Raw genomic sequence first — 21,795 nt, forward strand, 5'->3', positions numbered from 1 at the left:
GTGCGGCTCCCGACCGGTCCGGCGTCCCGATCCGCCGGGCCTTTCCGGCACACCCGCTCGAATTCCGGCACACCCGGTCGAGTTCCGGCACACCCGGTCGAGTTCCGTCACACCCGGTCGAGTTCCGTCACACCCGGTCGAGTTCCGTCACACCCGCTCGAAGTAGCCGCGTACCTCGGCGACGACCGTCTCCAGTTGCTCCTGCGTGAGTTCCGGATAGATCGGCAGGGAGAGGCACTCCCGGGCCCACGCCTCGGTCACCGGCAGGTCGCCGGGGCGGTACCCGAGCGAGGCGTACGCCGGTTGCAGGTGCAACGGGATCGGATAGTGCACCCCGGCACCGATGCCGGCGTCCCGCAGGTGGGCCAGCAGACCGTCCCGGTGCCGGGTACGGAGTACGAAGAGGTGGTAGACGCCGCGCCGGTTCGGCGGCTCGGCCGGCAGTACCAGGTCACCGACCCCGTCCAGCCGGGACCGGTACGACGCGGCCAGTTCCCGCCGCCGCTGGTTGCCCTGGGCCAGGGTGCCGAGCTTGACCGCGAGTACGGCCGCCTGGATGGTGTCCAGCCGGGCCGCGTAGCCGACGGTGAGGTGCTCGTACTTGCTGGTGCGCCCGTGGTCGGCCAGCCGCCGGATCCGCTCGGCCAGGGCCGGGTCGGAGGTGGTGACCGCCCCCGCGTCGCCGAACGCGCCGAGGTTCTTGCCGGGATAGAACGAGAAGCAGCCGATCCGGCCGTACGCCCCGGCCCGGACGACCGAACCGTCGTCGTGCAGGTACTCGGCGCCGTGCGCCTGGGCGGCGTCCTCGATCAGCGGTACCCCGGCGGCGGTGGCGAGCGCGCCGATCGCGGTCAGGTCGACCGGCAGGCCGTAGAGGTGCACCGGCAGCACCGCCCGGACCCGGTCGAGGACGGACTTCAGCGCGTCCGGGTCCATCCCGCCGGTCTCGGCGTCCACCTCGACGAAGCGCGGCCGGGCGCCCAGCCAGCTCACCGGTTCGGCGGTGGCCACGAAGGTGTGCGCCGGCACCGCCACCTCGTCGCCGGGCCCGACGCCGAGGGCGGCCAGGCTCAGGTGGATCGCGGCGGTGCCGGAGGCGACCCCGACCGCGTGCGAGGTGCCGCAGAAGGCGGCGAACGCGGACTCGAACTCGCCGACCTCGCGGCCGAGGATGAACCGGGTGTCCTCGACGACGTCGCGGATCGCCGCGTCGATCGCGGCCCGGTGCCGGTCGTACGCGGCGGCCAGGTCGACCAGGGGAATTCCGGGCATGTCACGCTCCTCTGTGCTCAGTGTGCCGCCGTGGTCAGGTCGGGATGCGGGCCGTCCGGGTGCGGGCGCCCGCCGGGCGTCGCGGTGGCGTCCACCGGACCGGGGACCGGCGGCACCGGCACGGTCGCGCCGCCGGCCCGCAGCGAGGCGTCGGCGGCCTCCAGCACCGCCACCACCCGGGCGCCGTTCCATCCGTCGGTCCGGGGGCGTGCCCCGGTCCGCACGCAGTCGAGGAAGTGCCGCAACTCCAGGCTCAGCGGTTCGGCCGGGGAGAGCACGGGTACGTGCACCGCGTCGTCGCGCAGCCGGTAGCGCCGTACGCCGTCCCCGTCGGGCTCCAGCGGTTCCGCCCCCTTGTCGTGCACGGTGAGCCGGGCGTCGGTGTTCAGGTCGTCGTAGACCAGCATCCGCCGGGTGCCCACCACGGTGGTACGCCGGGTCTTCGCCGGGTCGAGCCAGCTCACGTGCATGTGTGCCACCACGTCGCCGGGATAGCCGACGGTGACGAAGGTGACGTCCTCGACGCCGTCGTGCAGGTAGCGCCCGCCCTGGGCGGCGACCCAGCGCGGCTCGGCGTCGAGCAGGTAGTTGGCGATCGAGACGTCGTGCGGACCGATCGACCAGAAGGTGTGCAGGTCGTTCTGGATCCGGCCGAGGTTGAGCCGCTGCGAGTGCAGGTAGAGGACGTCACCGATCTCGCCGGACCGGATGTAGTCGCGCATCCGCTCGACCGCCGGGACGTACTCGAAGGTGTGCCCGACCATCAGCACCAGGCCGTACCGGTCGGCGGTCTCGGCCAGCGCGACCGCGTCGGCGACCGACATCGCCAGCGGCTTCTCGACGAAGACGTGCTTGCCGGCCGCCAGCGCCCGGCGGGCCAGCGGTGCGTGGCTCGGCGCCGGGGTGGCGATCAGGACGGCCCGGACCTCGTCGTCGTCGAGCAGCGCGTCGAGGTCGCCGGTGGCCCGCACCCGCGGGTAGCGCTCGGTGGCCGCCTGCCGCCGTTCGGGGCTGGCGTCCACCAGACAGCGCCACCGGTCACCGGCCAGCTTGTCGAGGTTCCGGGCGAGGTTGGCGCCCCAGTAGCCGAAGCCGATCAGGCCGAACTTCTCGGTCACGGTGGTGTCTCCAGGATGTCGGTGACTGTGGAAACCGTCGCCGAACATCGCGCGGACAATTTCTGTGACGCGAATTCGGTTCGGCGGGAATCACTCGCTTTCGACGGTCGAACAGATGTGTCGACAGGCGGGTGACGCTGGCCGCCCGCTCCGGCGGCAATTTCTCCGAAATCCTGCAACGACCTGCGGCGACCCGCCAGCGGCGTGTCCAGTTCCCGACCGGCCTCACGTCGACCGGGACGAGGAGGGACGAGCGTTTCGGGTGTTCGGCACCAGCGCCACGGGCGGGATGGGACCCTCCGGTTGGGCACAGAGCCAGGCGAGGCGTTCGATCACCTTCTCCGGCTCGTCGAACGGGTCCAGTCCGGTCACCTCGGTCGGGTTCAGCGGCGGGACGCAGACGTGCGAGACGAGCGGGTGCAGCGGCCGTACGTCGACCTCGCCGTCACCGAGCAGATCCTCGTGCAGCTTCTCGCCGGGCCGCAGACCGGTGTAGACGATTCGTGGCTGGCCGGGTGCGTGCGCGGCGAGTTGCCTGGCCAGGTCGTCGATGCGTACCGGGGCGCCCATGTCGAGCACCAGCGCCTCGCCGTCGCGCCCGATCGCCGCGGCCTGGAGCACCAGTTGCACGGCCTCGTGCACGCTCATCAGGTAGCGGGTGACGTCGGGGTGCGTGACGGTGATCGGCAGGCCGGCGTCGATCTGCGCCCGGAACGCGGTCACCACGGATCCCCGACTGCTCAGCACATTGCCGAACCGTACGCTGAGGAATGTGCCGGGACTGTTCGCGGCGGCGTACGCGGTCAGCCGTTCGGTGATCCGCTTGGAATAGCCGAGTACGCTGATCGGGTTCGCCGCCTTGTCGGTTGATATGTTCACGAATCTGGCCACGTCCCGAGCGGCGTTCAGGACCGACAGCGTGCCCCAGATATTCGTCTTGATCGCCTCTCCGGGGTGCCGCTGCAAAAGCGTGAGGTGTTTGAGCGCGGCGGCGTGGAAAATGATGTCCGGGCGCCGTTCGCGAACGATCCGCGCGATTCCCTCGCTGTCGCGCAGGTCGGCCAGGATCAGCTCCGGGCCGTCCAGCAGGGCCCGGCCGGTGACCGAGAGTTGCAGGCTGTGCAGCGCCGACTCGTCCCGGTCGAGCATCATCAGTTCGGCCGGATCGGCCCGGAGGATCTGCCGGCACAGTTCGGCGCCGATCGAGCCGCCGGCGCCGGTCACCAGTACCCGCTGCCCGGTCAGCGTCGAGTCGGCGGTGACCAGGGCGGCGGCCACCTGCCGGCGGCCCAGCAGGTCGTCGATCTCCACGTCGCGTACGTCGGCGACGCCGATCCGGTGGTCGACCAGTTCGGAGACCGGCGGCAGCACCTTGAAGTCGGCGCCGGCCTGGAGCGTGGCGTCCCGGATCTCCCGGATCAGGTCGGCGTCCGCGTTCGCCACCGAGAAGATCACCGTGGTGGCTCCGGTCTGCGCGACCGCCTCCCGGATCTCCCGGCGACCGCCCAGCATCCGGACGCCGTCGATGCGCAGGTTCCGCTTGTCGAGGTCGTCGTCGAGCAGCCCGACCGGCAGGTACCTGCCCTGCGGATCGGTGACCAGGGCGTGCAGCAGGCCCTGACCGGCCGAGCCGAGGCCGAAGAGCAGCACCGGGGTCGCCGACCGGGTGTCCGGGCGCAGCCAGCGGTCCCGGCGGTGCCGGTACGCCACCCGGGCGCAGACCATCAGCAGCAGGGCCACCGCCGAACCGACCAGCGGGGTGCTGGCCGGGACCGGCCGGTCCGGCTGGGCGATGTCGGCCAGGAAGACCAGGATCGCGGTGCCGGCCACCGCGACCGAGAGGGCGCGCAGGTCGGGCAGGCTGCCGAGCGGATGCCGGCCCAGATAGCGGCGGCCGACCGAGGCGATGGTGGCGTGCAGCGCGGCGGCGAGCATGCCGACGGCGAGCGCCCGGACGAGCTGGCTGGTGGTCAGGGCGAACTCGTACCTCGTCCAGGCGCCCGAGCCGAAGCCGATCGTCCAGGCCGCGGCGTCGGTGACCAGGAGGGCGGCCCGGTCGAATCCGGGCCGCCGGCGCCGGGTGGTCGGCGGGCTTCCGGTCGTGGCGGCGGCGCTGGGCGGCATGGAGCCTCCTGGTGTACTGGTGTGAGCGGTATTCGGGCAGCTCAGCGGGGAACTCCCGGCGGGTAAACCACACTTAGTCCCTTGGTGAGGACTAAGGGGCCACTTTCACGTTTTTCGTCTCCTTGGACGTCTTCATCCTCGATGTCCCGACCGGGCCGGCCGGGAATCGGACGGCGACGTAGCCGCGGCGCAGCGCGGCGGCGACCCAGAGCAGGAGCACGAAGAAGAGCACGCCGCGCATCGTCACGAACAGCGCCTGCGGGCCGGCCGAGTAGAGCAGCGCGCACTGCGCCAGCCCCACCCCGAGCAGGAACCGGGCGGTGCTCGCCCGGCGGAGGGCGAACCGCTCGGCGACACCCATCGCCGCGCCGAAGAGCAGCGCCAGCACCGGCAGGCCGAGCGCTCCGAAGTAGCCGAGCATCGCGCCGAAGATCCCCGGGAGCCAGTCGACCCGCTGGTCCAACCCGAACCGGCGGTCGAGGAAGGACTCCTCGCTGCGGCTCTCGACCGTACGCGAGAGCTTGTCGGGATCGAGGAAGCTCGGTACGACGATCAGGAGGTTGTTCCGCGTCGTCTCCAGCCCGACCGGCGGCGTGTGCCGGGAGAGGCTCTCCAGCACCAGCGTGCCGAACGTGTTGGTGTCGAAGCGGTAGACGACGTCGTTCAGCACCGCCTCCCGGCTCTCCGCGGTGGGCAGCGCGGCGACGCCGTCGACCAGCCCGTCGATCCGCCGCTCGGCGCCGATGCCCTGGGTGAAGGTCTCCCGCCCGGCGACGGAGCGGGTCGACGAGATCAGCACGGTGAAGAAGGCCACCACGACCACCACCCAGGCGACCTGCCTGCGCGACAGGCGTACCCCGCAGAGCCGCGCACCGAAGAGCGAGAGGAGGCAGGCGGTCACGATCATCGAGCGGCTGCCCGCCATCGAGAGCAGCGCGCCCTGGACGACGAAGAGCGGGAGCATCCAGCGGCTGCCGTACCGGACCAGGACGACCGCGCCGATCACCGCCAGGAGCGGGACCAGGAACTGACCGGCCAGCCCGACCAGCGCGTAGTTCTCCCGGGACGCGGTCTGCCCGGGCGCCACCGGTTGCAGCGCGCCCCGGCCCTGGAAGGTCGCGAGCAGCAGCGGAGCGGCGAGGAGCAGCAGCCAGCCGAGCCGGAGGCGGGAGATGTGCGCGCTGCTCTTCCCGCCGGCCGTCCCCGCGTCCCGGCGACGGATCCGGAGCACCAGGACGTAGGCGACGGCGTAGCTCAGGATCGCGACCGAGACCAGCCGGATCCAGTTGTCCAGGGCGGCCTGCGAGACGTAGTCCCGGAAGTAGGCGTTCCGGCCGGGCCAGATCCACTGCATCACCTCGGTGATGCCGTGCCCGAGGATCGCCATCAGCAGCATCAGGGCGGCCGGGCGCCGCAGCCAGTCACCCCGGATCGCCACGTGCACGATGACGGCCGCGAGGAACTGCAACACCAGGCCGGTCAGCACCGAGACGGTCACGGCCGGCCCTCGGCGGATGCCGGACCGGCTACCCGGATCCGAGAACCGGGTGGCCGGAGCGGTCGGGTGGGTGCGTTCGGGATCTCCGGCGTCGCATCGGGGGCGACGCCGGTCCCGGCCCGCGACGAACCGGACGAGGTGCCGGTGGGCAGTCCTGCCTCGCGCATCGTGGGAAGTCACCTTCGCGTCTCTGCTGCCCGGGCGCGGTGCCGTGGGTCGGTGTGCGGGATCGGCCCAGGGGGAGGCCAGAGCGGGGGCGGCGGGCCCGACCACCGTCCCGGTGACGGTAATACGCTCTTGCCCAAAATCATCCCTATTTGTACTGAACGCTGCGGCCGGATCGAGGTGACGGGAAAATCGGCAGATCATGCGTGACGGTTCTCCGGCGCCCTCGTTGACCCTGGTGGCCCACGGGGTGTCGACCCTGCCGGTCGACTGGGACAGGGAGGGGACCCGGACCGTTGACGGATGGCCAGAGGCGCCCGGAGCTGCCACCCGAAGGTCGGGGTCACCGCTAGATGGAGATCGTCACCTCCCCGCACCGGGGTGACCCGTCCGTCCCGTACGGGCGGCCCGGCCGGCAGCGCCCACCCGCCACGTCCACACCGGCCGACCCCGGCGGAGCCGACCCCCGGCCGGTACGGCCGCCGCCGGTCCGTACCCGGCTGGTCCGGCTGCTCCAGCGCTATCCGGTCAGCGTGCTGCTGCTGGCGCCGTACCTGATCCTGGTCCTGCCGATGGCGGTGCTGAACCGCAATCCCGACCTCGGGTTCGTACTCGGGCTGCTCGGCCTGGCCCTGGCAGCCTCGGTACTGGTCGAGACGGTGCTCGCGCCGCTGGGTGGGCCGGGGCGCCGCCGCACCGCCCGGGACACCGGCCGGCGGACCCTCGCCGAGGCCAACTCCGGGTACCCGCGGCTCTTCCTCGTCGCCCGCGCGGTGGCCGTGCTCAGCATCGTCGCCGAACTCGTCGGCGGGTACGCCGGCCGAGGCAGCGTCTTCGCCCAGGTCGCCGGGGCGCAGGCGGCGTCGCCGCTGGTGAACGTGGTGGCCCTCGTCTCCGGCTGGAAGTACCTCGCCTTCGCGCTCCTGGTCGCCAGCTTCCACGCTGGCCAGGCCCGGCTGGGCAGCCTCTACCGCTGGACCGCCGCGCTGGTCGGCGTGCAGGTGCTGCTGGTGTTCCTGACCGCCATCTCCGCCACACTCGTCGGCTACCTCACCTTCGTGGCGGCGGCCGGCGCGATCTGCGGGGTGGTCCGGGCCCGCTACGTGCTGGTCGCCGCCGTGCTGCTCTTCCTGGCCTGGCCGACGCTGTTCACGGTGCGCAACACGATCCGCGCGGAGAACGGCGTCAGGGTCTCCAGCGAGGTGACCGCCGCCGACCGGCTCCGGTTCGACCAGCAGATCGGCCGGGCCAGCGCCTACGACGTACCCGTGGACGTCGGCCAGCCCGGCCCCGCCGGGTATCTCCGGTACGGCCTCGTGCCCCGGATCCTCGACCCGGGCCGGCCACCGCTGGCCACCGGGGCGGCGATCAACCGGTTCCTCGGCGGCAGCGACAAGTCCTCGTTCAACTTCCTCACCCTGGGCACCGTCTACTTCGTCGACGGCCGGGCCGGAGTGGTGGTCTACTACGGCGGCTGGGCGCTGGTCACCGGGCTGCTGCTCCGGCTGCGCGGTGCACCCGGACCGCTGCGGCTGAGCCTGTTCTGTTTCGTGGTGGCCGGACCGCTGCTCTGGTCGAACGGCCATCCGGAGTCGACGATCGCGGCGGCCCAGAACACCGTGTCCGCCGCGCCGGTCTTCCTGGTGCTGCTGCTGACCCGGCGTACCCCGGTGGACCGGCCGGTCCCGGCCCGTCCGCCCGGCCGGGTGCCGGTGCCCCGGGCCGGCCGACCGGCCCGGTGACGGCCGGGCCCGGTTGGCGGGCGACACTGCGGGGACTGCGCGGCCGGATCCCCACCGGTGGCCGGGCCCCGATCGCCGTGCTGGTCACCGCGACGTCCAGCCTCGGCAACATGCTGCTCGCCGTCACCGTGGCGCACGGCGGCTCCCTCGGCGAACTGGGCCGGTACGCGCTGGCCTTCTCGCTGTACGTCCTCGTCTCCGGCCTGGCCCGGGCCATGGTCACCGAGTCGGTGCTGGCCGAGGCGGATCGGCGGGACCCGGCGCCGTTCCGCCGTTCCGCGCGGCGGATCTGCCTGCTCGGCGGCACCGCCGGAGTCCTCCTCGGCACGGTCGGGGTACTGGCCGGGAACCGCTACCTGGTCGTCGTCGGCCTGGCGCTGCCCGGACTGGTCCTCTACGACTACCTCAAGGCGTACGGCCTCGGGGTGGCCGACCCCCGACGGATCCTCCGGTACGAGCTGCTCTGGACGTCGGCCAGCGCGGCCGGGGCGGCGCTCGCCCTGGCGGGCCGGATCGACGCCTCGACCGCCTTCGTGGTGTGGGCCGGCTCGGGGGCGTTGGTCGGCTGTCTCGGGGCGGTCCGGCGGCGCTGCGCGCTGCTGCCCGGCTGGCCGGTCGGGCGGGCCGAGACCCGGAGCGCGTTCGCGTTCGGCCTGCACTTCCTGGTCGGCTCGGGGACCGCGCAACTCGCCACCGCCACCCTGGCGGCGGTGGCCGGAACCGCCGTGGTCGGCGCACTGGGCGGGGCGAGGACCGCGCTCGGCCCGATCACCCTGCTGATCGGCGCCGGTTCCGCGCTGCTGATTCCGTACCTCGCCCGGAGCGGGGCCGCCGAGCCACGGATCCGGCTCCGCGCGGCGGGCCGGGTCACCGCCGGCATCGTCGTCCTGGTCGGGCCGCTCGCGCTGGCCCTGCCCGCCCTGCCGGATCCCGTCGGCCGGGCGCTGCTCGGCGGGAACTGGGAGTTCGCCCGCCCGTTGCTGCCCGCGCTCGCCGTCGAGAGCGTCTTCATGGTGGCCACCATGGTCGCCGCGGCCGGGCACCGGATCGAGCGGGCCGGCGCCCGGACCCTGGCCCTGGGTGCGGCTCTCGCCCCGATCCGGGTCGGCGCGGTCGTCGGGGCCGGACACCTGTTCGGGGCGGCCGGAGCGGCCTGGGCGATGGCCGGGGTCGCCTGTTTCGGCGCCGTCGGCTGGTGGTGGAGCTACCGGTCGCTGCTGCGGGTCCGGCACCCGGCGGAACCGGTGCTCGAACCGGTCTGATCCGCCAGCCGGGCCGGACCCGCGATTTCAGGCCGGGCCGGCGGCGGAGAGCCGGGCGAGCGCGGTGCGGACCCGGTCGGCGATGTCCAGCACCTCCGGGTCGGTGAGGTCGGCATAGGTCGGCAGGTTGATGCCCCGCCGGCTCAGGTCGGCGGTGACCGGGAAATCGCAGTCGGACGCCGACCGGTACGGCGGCAGCTCCGGGATCGGCACGAAGAACGGTCGGGTCTCCACGCCGAGCCGGTCGAGTTCCGCCGCCAGCCGGTCCCGGAGCTGGTCGTCGCCGGCCGGGCCGACCAGGAAGGACGCCATCCACGGGGCGCGTTCCACCCCGACGGCCACCGGCTGCGGCGTCAGCGCACCGAGATCCGCGAACGCCTTCTCGTACGTCGCCACGATCTGCTGGCGGCGCTGCACCATCGCCGTACCGCGCTCCAACTGGGCGCAGAGCAGCGCGGCGGCCAGGTTGGTGAGCCGGTAGTTGAAGCCGACCACCGGGAAGTGGTAACGCCGCTGCGGATCCATCCCCTGGTTACGCAGCAGCCGCATCCGCTCGGCCAGTGCCGGGTCGAAGGTGGTGACGCAGCCGCCCTCGCCACTGGTCAGGATCTTGTTGCCGAAGAACGAGAAGGTGGTGACGTCGGCCAGCGCACCGGCACCGGTACCGCCGAGCCGGGCGCCGAAGGACTCGGCCGCGTCGCCGACCAGCAGGATGCCGTGCGCGGCGCAGACCTCCCGCAGCCTCGGGTAGTCGGCCGGATGCCCGTACAGGTCGACCGCGAGGACCGCCCTGGTCCGTTCGGTGATCGCGGCGTCGACCCGGTCGACGTCGAGGCACCAGGTGGCCGGGTCGACGTCCACGAAGACCGGCCGGGCGCCGCAGTAGGTGACCGCGTTGGCGGTGGCCACGTAGGTCAGGGCCGGCACCACCACCTCGTCGCCGGGGCCGATCCCGGCGGCGGCGAGCACCAGGTGCAGGGCCACCGTGCCGTTGCCGGTCGCCACCGCCGTCGGGGTGCCGCAGCGGGCCGCGAACTCCGCCTCGAAGCGGCGCAGGTACGGCCCCTGCGAGGAGATCCAACCGCTGCGCAGGGCGTCCAGCAGGTACGCCTCCTCCAGCTCGGTCAGGGACGGGCGGGCGACCGGATAGCGCAGTGCGGGGTTCACGACGGGTTGCCTCCGACGGCGTCTGGGGTCAGGAACGGTGACTGCGGCACCGGACCGGAACGGCCGCCGGCCACCCAGTCGAGTACCGCGACGTAGTCCCGGGCGGTATCCGTCCAGGTACGCGCCGCCAGCCGGTCGGCCGCGCGCCGGGAGGCCGCCGCGTACCGGGCGCGGTCGGCGAGCAGCCGGCGGATCGCCGCCGCGATGGATTCCGGGTCGTGCGGGTCGAAGAAGCAGACCTCGGCCCCGGCGAACTCGACCTGGGCGCGCAGCGGCTCCACGTCGGCACAGGCCACCGGGAGGCCCCAACTGAACGCCTCGAAGATCGCCCCGCTGGCCGCCTCCCAGAGCGACGGCACGACCACGGCGCTGGCCCGGGCGTAGAGCCGCTCCAGCGCCGGCACCGGGACGAATCCCGGAAAGACGACCCGGGCGCGCAGGTCGGCCGCGCCCGCCCGGGCGGTGAGCTGCCCGGCCTGCGGCTCCACCAGCGGCCCGGGGCAGACGAGCCGGAGTTCCGGCAGCCGGGCGAGCGCCTCCAGCAGGTTCAGGTGGTTCTTGTGCGCGGCGGTCGAGGAGGGATAGAGCAGCAGCCCGGGATCGGGTTCCGCCGGTGCCTCGGCCGGACGGGCGTGGAAGACCGGCAGCGGGATCAGCGCCGTCTTCGCCGCGGCCTCCGGAAACGTCCTCAGGAGCTGCTGGTACGGGTGCGGCCAGGAGGCGACCAGGGCGTCGGCCTCGGCGATGTTCCGGGCGAAGATCTCGGTGATCGGTGCGGAGTCGTAGCGCAGGTGGAACCGGCGCATGTCGTGCACCACCACGACCGAGCGGCGGGCCCGGGCCGGCACGCCGCCGAACGGATAGAGGGTGACCCGGTCGTCGCCGGCCGGCACCGGGTTGGCCCGGCTGCGCAGCAGGGTGACCAGGCGGTGGGCCAGCGGTGCCGACCGGAGTTGCCGGGGCAGCACCCGGCGCAGTCCGCCGCCGAGCGGTGCGTCGGCCCGGAGCGGCTGCCGTACCTCGGTCCAGTGCACCCCCGCGTCGTCGGGTACCTCGCGTCGCCAGCCGCGCCGGGTACCCCGGACGATCGTCACCTCGATCCGGTGTGCCCGGTCCGCCGCGAGTCCCCGGAGCAGGCCGTAGGTGAACGCCTCCACCCCGGCCGAGTGTCCGGGCAGGATCGCGGTGCCGTCGATTCTGATATCCACCTGGTCGTCCTCTCCCGGCGCCGGTTACCGGTCCACCCGGACCAGCCGGCCGGTCCGCTCGTCCTCCAGTAGTTGCCGGTCGGCGTCGACCATGATCCGGACCAGGTCGCCGAAGAGCGTCTTCGGCGCCCAGCCGAGCTGCCGGCGGGCCTTCGCGGCGTCGCCGATCAGCGCGTCCACCTCGGACGGTCGGTAGTACGCCGGGTCGATCGCCACGTACTTCTCCCAGTCCAGGCCGGCATAGCCGAACGCTGCGGTCAGGAACTCCCGTACGGTGTGCCCGGTGCCGGTGGCCACCACGTAGTCGTCGGGCTCGTCCTGCTGGAGCGCGAGCCACATCGCCTCGACGTACTCGGGGGCGTATCCCCAGTCCCGTACCGCGTCGAGGTTGCCGAGGTAGAGCTTCTCCTGCATGCCCGCCTCGATCCGGGCGATCGCCCGAGTGATCTTGCGGGTGACGAAGTTCTCGCCGCGCCGGGGACTCTCGTGGTTGAACAGGATGCCGTTGACCGCGTACATGCCCCACGCCTCGCGGTAGTTGACCGCCGCCCAGTAGCCGAAGACCTTGGCGCAGGCGTACGGGCTGCGCGGGTGGAAGGGGGTGCTCTCCCGCTGCGGCGGCGGGGTGGCGCCGAACATCTCCGACGAGGACGCCTGGTAGTACCGGCAGTCGAGTTTGGCGGTCCGGATCGCGTCGAGCATCCGGATCGCGCCCAGCCCGGTGATGTCGGCGGTGTAGTTGGGGATCTCGAAGGAGACCCGGACGTGGCTCTGCGCGCCGAGGTTGTAGACCTCGTCGGGGCGGATGTCCCGGAGCAGCCCGGTCAGCGCCGCCGGGTCGGCCAGGTCGCCGTAGTGCAGGAAGAGGTGCGCCTCCGGGTCGCGGGGGTGCAGGTCGATCCGGTCGATCCGCTCGGTGTTGAAGCTCGACGAGCGGCGTTTCAGCCCGTGTACGACATAGCCCTTGCCGAGCAGGAGTTCGGCGAGGTAACTCCCGTCCTGCCCGGTGATCCCGGTGATCAGCGCGACTTTCGGCATCGTCTGCCCTCTCGGAGTTGCGGTCCGCGACCGGCCGAAGCGCGACCGGTGCGCGAATCCCTCGGTGACCTGTCGAAACTCAGTGGCCGTGCCGCTCGATCGGCCGGGCCGGCACCCCGACCACCACGGCGCCGTCCGGCACGTCCCGGACCACCGCCGCTCCGGCGCCGACCATCGCCCCGGCGCCGACGGTGATCCCGTCGATCACCGTCGCGCCGGCCCCGACCGTCGCGCCCGGCCCGATCCGGGTGGAGCCGGCGACGGTGCAGCCGGGCAGCAGGGTGGCGAAGTCGGCGAGTACGGCGTCGTGCCCGACGCTGACGTTCGTGCCCACGTGCACGTGCCGGCCGGTCACGATGTCGGCGGTGAGTACGGCCCCGGGCCAGAGCACCGTGCCCGGGCCGAGTTCCACCGCCGGGCCGACCGCCGCCGCCGGGTGCACCAGCCGGGCCGGCGTCCGCGGGTCGAGCCGCCGGTCGAGCCGGGCCCGGACCGCGCCCGAGCCGACGCCGAGCAGGTACCGGACGTGCGCGTCGGCGTCGGCCAGCCAGTCGTCCGGGCCGAGCCAGTCGACCGGCAGCCGGGCCAGTTCCGCGGCGCGGCGCGGCCCGAGACAGCCCAGCAGCTTGTAGCCGCCGGCCGCCTCGGCGATGGCGATGATCTCCCGGGCGTGCCCGGCGGTGCCGAGCACGACCAGGGCGTCGCCGGTCATCGGCCGCCCCGGCCGGCGGCGCGCCCCGGCTCCGGCCCGAGCAGCCAGTCGAAGTAGCCGGTCCGGTCGAACGGGGCCGGATCGGCCACCACCGGCTCCCGGATCCGGGCCACCGCCGCCGCCAGGCTCTCCGGGTCGTCCGGCTGGTATCCCAGCAGTGCCCGGCCGGCGATCTCCCGGGCCTGGGCGGTCTCCGGCGCGATGATCGGGATCCCGCTGGCCCGGGCCTCGGCGAGCGGGTAGCCGAACGACTCCAGTGTGCACGGGTAGTAGACGGCGGTGGCCCGGCGCCAGAACGAGAGGAGTTGGTCGTGCGGGACCACGCCGATCGCCCGGAGCGCCGGATGGGCCGTCACGTCCGGCGGCAGGTCACCGGGGCGGGCGGTGACCCGGACCTCGATGCCGTGCTCCGCCGCCGCGCCGCCCCGACCGGCCGGATCCGGGCCGCCGCGCCCGACCGTGTCGAGCAGCATCCGCAGTTGCGGGACCAGGTTCTTGTAGCCGGCGGCGACGACCGGGACGAGCAGCCAGGCCCGGTCGTCCGGGGCCCAGGCGTCGACCGGGGTCACCGGGTGCGGGCGTACCGCGATCCGGTGCCGCACCGCCGGGACGTGCCGGACGACCCGGTCGGCCATCGCGCCGCACGGGACCACGACGAGGTCGGCCCGGCGGGCCAGCAGGCGGACCATCGGGATCTGCGCCCGGAACGAGCGGGGCAGCCGGCCGAGCAGGTGCTCCTCGTCGGGGTGGAGGAAGTGCAGGGCGTTGCGCAGCAGTACCCGCCGCTCCCGGCCGGCGTAGCCGAACGAGACGTTGTTCGGCGCGATCACCAGCCGGGCGCCCCGGACCAGCCGCTCCCGGCGCAGCAACCAGCCGGGACCGATCCGCTGCCCCCGGCCGATCACCCGGGGCCGGACCGCCGACCCGGCCAGGTAGGCGTCCAGCTCGCCCCGCCACCGGGCGGCTCCGCCCCGGTCCCCGCCGGCCGCGTCCAGCACCACGTCGCCGAGGTCGGCCGGGTCGTCGGTGTCGTCCCGCCCGGCCGGCACGGCACTGCCCGTCGTCGCGGTCACCGCGCCGGTACCCCCTTGACCACCGTGCCGGCCGGCACGTCCCGGACCACGCAGGCGCCCGCGCCCACCGTGGCGTCCCGGCCCACCCGCAACCCCTGGAGTACGGCCGCGGTCGTCCCGACCAGCACCCCGGTCTCCAGGGCACAACTGCCGGAGATCGCGGCCAGCGGGTTCACCGAGACGAAGTCGTCGAGGACGCTGTCGTGCCCGACGGTGCAGTTCTGGTTGAGGTGCACGTGCCGGCCGAGCCGGACGTTGGTGGTGACCCGTGCTCCGGCGAAGACCACCAGCCCGTCCCCGGCCACGGTGTCCGGGCCGACGGTCGCGGCCGGGTGCACCAGCGCGGGAGACGGCAGGGCGTACCCCTCCACCCGGGCGGCGACGGTACGCCGGATCCGCGGGTCGCCGATGCCGAGCGCCACCGAGGTGCCCGGCGGCGCCTGCCGCAGCTCCTCGACCGGCCCGAGGTACGGCACGTCGAGCCGGTGCACCAGTTTGAGGCCCGGTTCGGCGGGGTGGTCGTCGACGAATCCGAGCACCCGCCAGCCGGGCGTACGGCCGGCGGCGGTGATCGCCCGGACGATGTCGAAGACCTCCCGGCCGTGCCCGCCGCAGCCGACGATCACCAGGTCGGCGGTCACGAGTCGACACTCCGGGCCGGCACCGACTCCGCCCCGACGAGTCGACTGCCGGCGAACTCCGGCATCGTCGGGTTGCCCGGTGCGCTGATCCCCTGACGGCGCAGCACCCGCAGTACCGTCTCCAGCAGGATCCGCAGGTCGAGCCGGAGGCACCGCCGGTCGACGTACTCGACGTCGTAGCGGAACTTCTCCTCCCAGCTCAGCTCGTTGCGGCCGCGTACCTGGGCCAGGCCGGTGATGCCGGGCCGCACCTCGTGCCGGCGGGCCTGCTCCGGGGTGTACCGGTCGAGATAGCTGACCAGCAGCGGGCGCGGCCCGACCAGGCTCATGTCGCCGCGCAGTACGTTCCAGAGCGTCGGCAGCTCGTCCAGGCTGGTGGCCCGCAGCCAGCTCCCGAACCGGGTCAGCCGGTCGGCGTCGCTGGTCCGGCCCGGGCCGGCCGGTCGCATGGTGCGGAACTTGCGCAGCTCGAAGAGGTGGCCGTCCCGGCCCGGCCGGCTCTGCCGGAACAGCACCGGCCGGCCCAGCGCCAGCGCCACCGCGGCGGCGCAGCCGAGCAGGACGGGGGAGAGCAGCACCAGCAGCACGGCCGCGACCAGCAGGTCGAGGAGGCGCTTGCGCCGGTCGTACCGTCGGTGGCCGGGGGTCACGCGCGGGCCTCCAGGAAGTTCGCGACGGCGTCGAGCACCCGGCCGGCCTGTGCCTCGGTCAGCCCGGAGCCGCTGGGCAGGGTCAGGCCGTCGGTGAAGAGCCGTTCCGCCGCGCCGGTGATCGCGCCCGGTGTGCCGGCGAACGCGCGTTGCAGGTGCATCGGCTTCCACACCGGACGGGTCTCGATCCGGGCCGCGTGCAGGTGCGCGGCGAGGTCGCCGGCCCGCCAGCCGGCGGTGGCCGGGTCGACCACGATCGTGCTCAGCCAGCAGTTGATCCCCGGATCGCCCTCGGCGAGCAGCCGTACCCCGGGCGCGGTGGCGAAGAGCTTGGCGTAGCGTTCCCGCAGCTCGCGGCGGCGGGCGAGCATCCGGTCCAGCCGGCGGAGCTGGGCCCGGCCGACGGCGGCGAGCAGGTTGCTGAGCCGGTAGTTGTAGCCGATCTCGGTGTGTTCGTAGTGTGGCACCGGTTGCCGGGCCTGGGTGGCCAGGTAGCGGCAGCGGTCGGCGAGGGCGCCGTCGTCGGTGACCAGCATGCCGCCGCCGGAGGTGGTAATGATCTTGTTGCCGTTGAACGAGAAGACGCCGGCCCGGCCGAACGAGCCGGCCGCCCGGCCCGCGTGGCTGGCGCCGAGCGCCTCGGCCGCGTCCTCCAGCACCGGCACCCCGGCGGCGGCGCAGACCGGCGAGAGCCGGGTGTAGTCGACGCAGGCGCCGAACATGTCCACCGGGACCACCGCCGCCACGTCCCGGCCGGCGGCGCGGAGTTCGTCGAGGAGCGCCGCGAGCAGCGGTACGTCGACGTTCCCGGTCGCCGGGTCGCAGTCGACGAAGACCGGCTCCGCGCCGGTGTAGACGACCGCGTTCGCCGTCGCCACGAAGGTCAGCGTGGGCACCACCACCGTCCGGCCGGGGCCGGCACCCAGGCCGAGCAGGCCGAGGTGCAGCGCCGCCGTGCCCGAACTCAGCGCCACCGCGTGCGCCGTGCCGGCCCGGGCCGCGACCTCGCGCTCGAAGGCGTCCACCTCCGGCCCGAGCGGCGCCACCCAGCCGGAGCGCAGCGCCCGGATCAGGTACGACTCCTCCAGTGGTCCGACGTCCGGCGGGGAGAGCAGCACGGGCTCGGGTGGACCGGAGGTCTCGGGCGGGCTGGCCGGTCCCGGCGAAGGCGCGCGTTCAGAAAGATCCACAGGTGGGGCCCTCCAGAGCCGGGACAGCAGCTGACCGGAAGTGTTCTATCAGACTGATAGGACAGAAGTGGGCATCAACCGATATATGAATAAAAATTCAAAGATAAATGAATCAGAGAACCATTGTTCGGCGCGTGACTTGCCGGCCATCCCGTCGTTGACGCAGGTGGCACACCAGACACCAACGGTCCGGACCGGCGGAAGGGCACGGTCGAGCCACAGATCTCGACCCGGCGCCGGGCCGTCCGATCGGCATGCGCGAACGGAGTACCTGTGACATCTCTGCCTGCTGGCCGCCGGGTCCTCATCACCGGCGGCACGGGTTCCTTCGGCCAGACGATGGTGCGCCGGCTGCTCGACCAGGACGTCGGCGAGGTACGCGTACTCAGCCGGGACGAGGCCAAGCAGGATCTGATGCGGCACCGGCTCGGCGACGACCGGGTCCGCTACCACGTCGGGGACGTCCGGGACTACGACAGCATGCTGCGGGCGACCCGGGGCGTCGACTTCGTCTTCCACGCCGCCGCCCTCAAACAGGTGCCGTCCTGCGAGTTCTTCCCGCTGGAGGCGGTCCGCACCAACGTGCTGGGCAGCGCCAACGTCGTCGAGGCGGCCGAGCGCAACGGCGTCGCCTCGGTGGTGGTACTCAGCACCGACAAGGCGGTCTATCCGGTCAACGCGATGGGGATGAGCAAGGCGCTGATGGAGAAGGTCGTCCAGTCGCACGCCCGGCACAACCAGGGCAGCCGGACCACGGTCTCCTGCGTGCGCTACGGCAACGTGATGTACTCCCGGGGCTCGGTCATCCCGCTCTTCGTCGAACAGATCAAGGCCGGCCGGGCGCCGACGGTGACCAACCCGGCGATGACCCGCTTCCTGATGTCCCTGACCGAGTCGGTGGAGCTGGTCGAGCACGCCTTCCTGCACGCCCGGGCCGGGGACATCTTCGTCCGCAAGGCCAGCGCCTGCACCATCGGCGACCTGGCGACCGCGCTCTGCCAGCTCTTCGACGTGCCGGCCAAGCTCGACCTGATCGGGGTCCGGCACGGCGAGAAGCTGGACGAGACGCTGGCCAGCCGGGAGGAGGTCGCCGAGGCGGAGGACTTCGGCGAGTTCTTCCGGATCCCGCTGGACGCCCGCGACCTCAACTACGCGCTCTACGTCTCCGAGGGCGACCCGGCCGGCGCCAGCGGTCACGACTTCAACTCGGCCAACGCGCCCCGGCTGGGCGTACCCGAGATCCTGGAACTGCTCCGGGACCTCCCGGAGATCCGCGCCGAGCTGGCCGCCCGAGACCTGGCGATGACGCCGTGAGGCTGGTGCTGACCGGTGCCGGCGGCTTCCTCGGCTGGCACGTACGGGTGCTGGCCCGCGCCCTCGGCTGGCCCGACCCGGTCGCACTGACCCGGGCCGACCTCGCCGACCCGGTCAGGGTGGCCGCCGCGGTCGGTGGCGCCGACCGGCTGCTGCACCTCGCCGGAGTCAACCGGGGCGACCCGGCGGACGTGGCGGCCGGCAACGTCGAGGTCGCCGCCGCACTGGCCCGGGGACTGCGCCAGTGCCCGACGCCGCCGGCCACGGTGGTCTTCGCCAACTCGACGCAGACCGGCAACGGCACCCCGTACGGCGACTCCAAGCAGGCCGCCGCCGCCACCCTGGCCGGCGCCGTTGCCGGGCGCTGCCGATTCGACGACGTACCGCTGCCGAACCTCTACGGCGAGCACGGCCGCCCGTACTACAACTCGGTGGTCGCCACCTTCTGCCGCCAGTTGGCCGACGGCGACCCGCCCGGGGTACGCGACGACCGCGAACTGACCCTGGTGCACGCGCTCGACGCCGCCGCCCGGCTGCTCGGCCTGCCGCCCGCCGACCCCCGGCAACCGGCCGCCGCCCCGACCGTGCCGTGGGATCCGGGGATGCCGGCGCTGCGGATCGGGGTGCGTGCCCTGGCCGACCGGCTGGCCGGGTTCGCCCGGACCTACCGCAGCGGCGAGATCCCGCCGCTGGTCGACCGGCACGACGTACGCCTGTTCAACACCTACCGGTCGCACTGCTTCCCGGCCGACCACCCCCGGCCGCTGGTCCGGCACACCGACCGGCGGGGCGCACTGGTCGAGGTGGTCAAGGCGCACGGCGGTGCCGGGCAGACCTTCGCCTCGACCAGCGGCCCGGGGGTCACCCGGGGCGAGCACTTCCACCTGGCCAAGGTGGAGCGGTTCGCGGTGCTGCGCGGCTGCGCCGAGATCGCGCTGCGCCGGGTCGGGCACCGCGAGGTGCTGCGGTTCCGGGTCGGCGGGGACGAGCCGGTGGTGGTCGACATGCCGACGATGTGGGCGCACCAGATCACCAACATCGGCGACGGTGAGCTGCTCACCCTCTTCTGGGCCAACGAACTCTTCGACCCCGCCCGCCCCGACACCTATCCGGAGCCGGTGGCGGAACCCGCCGCCGCGGCACCGGTGGTGGTCGGGTGAAGATCGGCTTCGTCACGCAGTGGTATCCGCCGGAGCCGGTCTTCGTACCGGGTGAACTCGCCCGGGAACTCGGCGTCCGGGGGCACCGGGTGCGGGTACTCACCGGCTATCCGAACTATCCGGAGGGGCGGATCTATCCCGGCTACCGGCAGCGGTGGCGGACCTCGCACACCGGGGGCGAGAACGTCACCGTACGCCGGGTGCCGGTCTATCCGAGCCACGACTCGTCCCCGCTCGGCCGGACCGCCAACTTCGCCAGCTTCGCCGCGACCAGCGCGCTGTTCGCCCCGGGCTATCTGACCGGCGCCGACGCGCTCTACGTCTACCACCCGCCCGCCACCGCCTTCGCCGCCGCGGCGGTGGCCCGGCTGGCCCGGCGGGTCCCGCTGGTGCTGCACGTCCAGGACATGTGGCCGGAGTCGGTGACCGCCTCGACGATGAGTCCCGGCGGCGGCGCCGGCCGGATGATCGAGCGCGCCCTGTCGGCGACGATGCGCCGGCTCTACCGTTCGGCGACCGCGATCGCGGTCATCTCGCCCTCCATGGCCGAGCTGGTCGTCGCGCGGGGCGCCGACCCGGGCCGGGTCCGGGTGGTGCTGAACTGGACCGACGAGCGGCTCTTCCGGCCGGTGCCGGCGACCGCGTCGGCGCGGGCCGCCCTCGGGCACCGGGGCCGCTGCACCGTCATGTTCGCCGGCAACATGGGGCCGTTCCAGCGGATAGAGACCGCGATCCGGGCGGCGTACGCGGCCCGGGACCGGGTCGACCTGGTCCTGGTCGGCTCGGGTACCGAGGAGCAGCGCGCCCGCCGGCTCGCCACCGAGCTGGGCGCCGGCAACGTACGCTTCCTCGGCCGGCGCCGGCCGGAGGAGATGGCCGACCTCTACGCGGCGGCCGACTACCAGCTCGTCTGCCTGCGGGACCTGCCCGGGCTGCGCGGCACCGTGCCGTCCAAGCTCCAGGCCGCGCTCGCCTGCGGCGCTCCGGTGCTCGTCTCGGCGGCCGGGGACGCGGCCCGGCTGGTGGAGTCGACCGGAGTGGGCCTGGTCTGCCCGCCCGAGGACCCGACCGCGCTGGCCGCCCGGCTCGTCGAGGCGGCGGCGCTGCCACCGGCGGCCCGGACCGCGCTGCGCCACCGGGCCCGGGAGGTCTACCGGGAGCGGATGTCGTTGCGGGTCGGCGCCGACCAGATCGAGGACCTGCTGACCAAGAGCGCCGTACCGTCGGCCGGCCGCTCCGGCCCGGCCACCGCGCGCCGGCTCCTCGGCGGTGGCGGCCGACCGGCTCCCGATCGTGAAGGGCCCGAACGCGAGACAGGGACGAGGCCGCGATGACCCGGGTGATGACGGTGGTGGGGACCCGACCGGAGATCATCCGGCTCTCCCGGGTACTCGACCGGCTGGACCGTACGGTCGAGCACCTGCTGGTGCACACCGGACAGAACTGGGACCGGAACCTCTCCGAGGTCTTCTTCACCGAGCTGCGGCTGCGTGCGCCGGACCGCTTCCTCCGGGTCGACACCACCTCGCTGGCCCGGGTGCTCGGCGGGGTGCTGACCGGCATCGAGCAGGCCATCACCGAGCTGCGTCCGGACGCGCTGCTGGTGCTCGGCGACACCAACAGCTGCATCGCCGCGCTGATGGCCCGGCGGATGCGGGTGCCGGTCTATCACATGGAGGCCGGCAACCGGTGCTTCGACCTGAACGTGCCGGAGGAGACCAACCGGCGGCTGGTCGACCACGTCGCCGACTTCAACCTGGTCTACACCGAGCACGCCCGGCGGAACCTGCTGGCCGAGGGGCTGCACCCACGCCGGATCCTGCACACCGGCTCGCCGATGCGCGAGGTGCTGGAGCACTACCGGCCGGAGGTGGCCGCCTCGACGATCCTGCGCCAGCTCGAACTGGAGCCGGGCGGCTACTTCGTGGTCAGCGCGCACCGCGAGGAGAACGTCGACGACCCGGCCCGGCTGGGTCGGCTGCTCGACTGCCTGCGCGCCGTCCGGGACACCTGGCGGCTGCCGGTGCTGGTCTCCACGCATCCGCGTACCCGCAAGCGGCTGGAGGCGCTCGCCGCCGACACGTCCACACTGGACGGAATCGCGTTCCACGAGCCGTTCGGGCTCTTCGACTACGTACGCCTCCAGTCGCAGGCCCGGTGCACCCTGTCGGACAGTGGGACGATCAGCGAGGAGGCGGCGATCCTCGGCTTCCCGGCGGTGACCCTGCGGGAGTCGATCGAACGGCCCGAGGCGCTGGACGCGGGCGGCATCGTGATGACCGGCCTCGACCCGGCCGGGGTGCTGGAGGCGGTCCGGGTCACCGTCGACCAGGTCGCCGAGGCCGGCGTGCCCTGCCCGGCGGACTACCGGGTCACCGACACCTCCCGCCGGGTCGTCGACTTCATCCTCTCCACCGTCCGCCGGCACCACGACTGGGCGGGCATCCGGCGGTAGCGCGGA

18 protein-coding genes are annotated in these 21,795 nt (G+C 73.4%); 6 read left to right on the forward strand and 12 right to left on the reverse strand.

Translation table 11 applies throughout. The features are described 5' to 3' along the window. Nucleotides 1-147: 147 nt before the first annotated feature. The 4 genes from C6361_RS29145 to C6361_RS29160 all read right to left on the reverse strand — a co-directional run bounded on the left by C6361_RS29145 (nt 148) and on the right by C6361_RS29160 (nt 6,012). Entirely contained in the window at nt 148-1,272 is a 1,125-nt protein-coding gene (locus C6361_RS29145) for a DegT/DnrJ/EryC1/StrS aminotransferase family protein (protein ID WP_107269675.1), read from the reverse strand. Nucleotides 1,273-1,289: 17 nt separating this feature from the next. Next, nucleotides 1,290-2,390, reverse strand: coding sequence for a Gfo/Idh/MocA family protein (locus C6361_RS29150; RefSeq protein ID WP_159079530.1), 1,101 nt, complete (start codon nt 2,388-2,390; stop codon nt 1,290-1,292). 225 nt (nt 2,391-2,615) lie between these two features. Next, entirely contained in the window at nt 2,616-4,514 is a 1,899-nt protein-coding gene (locus C6361_RS29155; RefSeq protein WP_107269677.1) for a nucleoside-diphosphate sugar epimerase/dehydratase, read from the reverse strand. 91 nt (nt 4,515-4,605) lie between these two features. Further along, nucleotides 4,606-6,012: a hypothetical protein gene (locus tag C6361_RS29160; protein WP_107269678.1), complete on the reverse strand. Its 1,407-nt coding sequence runs from the start codon at nt 6,010-6,012 to the stop codon at nt 4,606-4,608. Nucleotides 6,013-6,530: 518 nt separating this feature from the next. Here C6361_RS29160 and C6361_RS29165 point away from each other — a divergent pair. After that, entirely contained in the window at nt 6,531-7,919 is a 1,389-nt protein-coding gene (locus C6361_RS29165; protein ID WP_107269679.1) for a hypothetical protein, read from the forward strand. Beyond that, nucleotides 7,916-9,181, forward strand: a complete 1,266-nt coding sequence (locus tag C6361_RS29170) for a hypothetical protein (RefSeq protein ID WP_107269680.1) — start codon at nt 7,916-7,918, stop codon at nt 9,179-9,181. Before C6361_RS29165 ends, C6361_RS29170 begins: the two co-directional genes overlap by 4 nt. A 27-nt stretch (nt 9,182-9,208) precedes the next feature. Here the strand turns inward: C6361_RS29170 and C6361_RS29175 are convergent, their stop codons facing one another. The 8 genes from C6361_RS29175 to C6361_RS29210 all read right to left on the reverse strand — a co-directional run bounded on the left by C6361_RS29175 (nt 9,209) and on the right by C6361_RS29210 (nt 16,788). Continuing rightward, nucleotides 9,209-10,348 carry a DegT/DnrJ/EryC1/StrS aminotransferase family protein gene (locus C6361_RS29175; RefSeq protein ID WP_199853111.1) on the reverse strand — a complete coding sequence of 380 codons (1,140 nt, stop codon included), beginning with the start codon at nt 10,346-10,348 and terminating at the stop codon, nt 9,209-9,211. Then, nucleotides 10,345-11,556, reverse strand: coding sequence for a glycosyltransferase (locus C6361_RS29180; protein ID WP_159079531.1), 1,212 nt, complete (start codon nt 11,554-11,556; stop codon nt 10,345-10,347). Before C6361_RS29180 ends, C6361_RS29175 begins: the two co-directional genes overlap by 4 nt. Nucleotides 11,557-11,580: 24 nt before the next feature. Then, nucleotides 11,581-12,594, reverse strand: coding sequence for a GDP-mannose 4,6-dehydratase (gmd, locus tag C6361_RS29185; RefSeq protein WP_107269682.1), 1,014 nt, complete (start codon nt 12,592-12,594; stop codon nt 11,581-11,583). 79 nt (nt 12,595-12,673) lie between these two features. Continuing rightward, nucleotides 12,674-13,306: a NeuD/PglB/VioB family sugar acetyltransferase gene (locus tag C6361_RS29190; protein WP_107269683.1), complete on the reverse strand. Its 633-nt coding sequence runs from the start codon at nt 13,304-13,306 to the stop codon at nt 12,674-12,676. Further along, on the reverse strand, nt 13,303-14,379 hold the full coding sequence (locus tag C6361_RS39065) for a glycosyltransferase (RefSeq protein ID WP_107269684.1): 1,077 nt from the start codon (nt 14,377-14,379) through the stop codon (nt 13,303-13,305). The genes C6361_RS29190 and C6361_RS39065 overlap by 4 nt, the downstream gene beginning before the upstream one ends. Next, a complete protein-coding gene (locus tag C6361_RS29200) occupies nt 14,376-15,020 on the reverse strand; it encodes an acetyltransferase (RefSeq protein ID WP_107257221.1) in 645 nt (214 codons plus the stop codon). The genes C6361_RS39065 and C6361_RS29200 overlap by 4 nt, the downstream gene beginning before the upstream one ends. Further along, nucleotides 15,017-15,670, reverse strand: coding sequence for a sugar transferase (locus C6361_RS29205; RefSeq protein WP_107269685.1), 654 nt, complete (start codon nt 15,668-15,670; stop codon nt 15,017-15,019). Before C6361_RS29205 ends, C6361_RS29200 begins: the two co-directional genes overlap by 4 nt. Then, on the reverse strand, nt 15,667-16,788 hold the full coding sequence (locus C6361_RS29210) for a DegT/DnrJ/EryC1/StrS aminotransferase family protein (RefSeq protein ID WP_107269686.1): 1,122 nt from the start codon (nt 16,786-16,788) through the stop codon (nt 15,667-15,669). Before C6361_RS29210 ends, C6361_RS29205 begins: the two co-directional genes overlap by 4 nt. 345 nt (nt 16,789-17,133) lie before the next feature. On the opposite strand from C6361_RS29210, the gene C6361_RS29215 reads away from it, so the two are divergent. Genes C6361_RS29215 through wecB form a run of 4 tightly spaced genes read left to right on the forward strand, consistent with a single transcriptional unit; the run spans nt 17,134 to nt 21,789 of the window. Further along, nucleotides 17,134-18,174, forward strand: a complete 1,041-nt coding sequence (locus tag C6361_RS29215; protein WP_107269687.1) for a polysaccharide biosynthesis protein — start codon at nt 17,134-17,136, stop codon at nt 18,172-18,174. Then, nucleotides 18,171-19,334, forward strand: coding sequence for an NAD-dependent epimerase/dehydratase family protein (locus C6361_RS29220; RefSeq protein ID WP_107269688.1), 1,164 nt, complete (start codon nt 18,171-18,173; stop codon nt 19,332-19,334). The genes C6361_RS29215 and C6361_RS29220 overlap by 4 nt, the downstream gene beginning before the upstream one ends. Further along, nucleotides 19,331-20,668 (forward strand): glycosyltransferase family 4 protein, encoded by a 1,338-nt coding sequence (locus tag C6361_RS29225; RefSeq protein ID WP_107269689.1) that lies wholly within the window; start codon nt 19,331-19,333, stop codon nt 20,666-20,668. Before C6361_RS29220 ends, C6361_RS29225 begins: the two co-directional genes overlap by 4 nt. Then, nucleotides 20,665-21,789, forward strand: a complete 1,125-nt coding sequence (wecB, locus tag C6361_RS29230; RefSeq protein ID WP_107269690.1) for a non-hydrolyzing UDP-N-acetylglucosamine 2-epimerase — start codon at nt 20,665-20,667, stop codon at nt 21,787-21,789. The genes C6361_RS29225 and wecB overlap by 4 nt, the downstream gene beginning before the upstream one ends. Nucleotides 21,790-21,795: the final 6 nt, after the last annotated feature.

Origin of the sequence: Plantactinospora sp. BC1, assembly GCF_003030345.1 — a bacterium.
GTDB lineage: Bacteria > Actinomycetota > Actinomycetes > Mycobacteriales > Micromonosporaceae > Plantactinospora.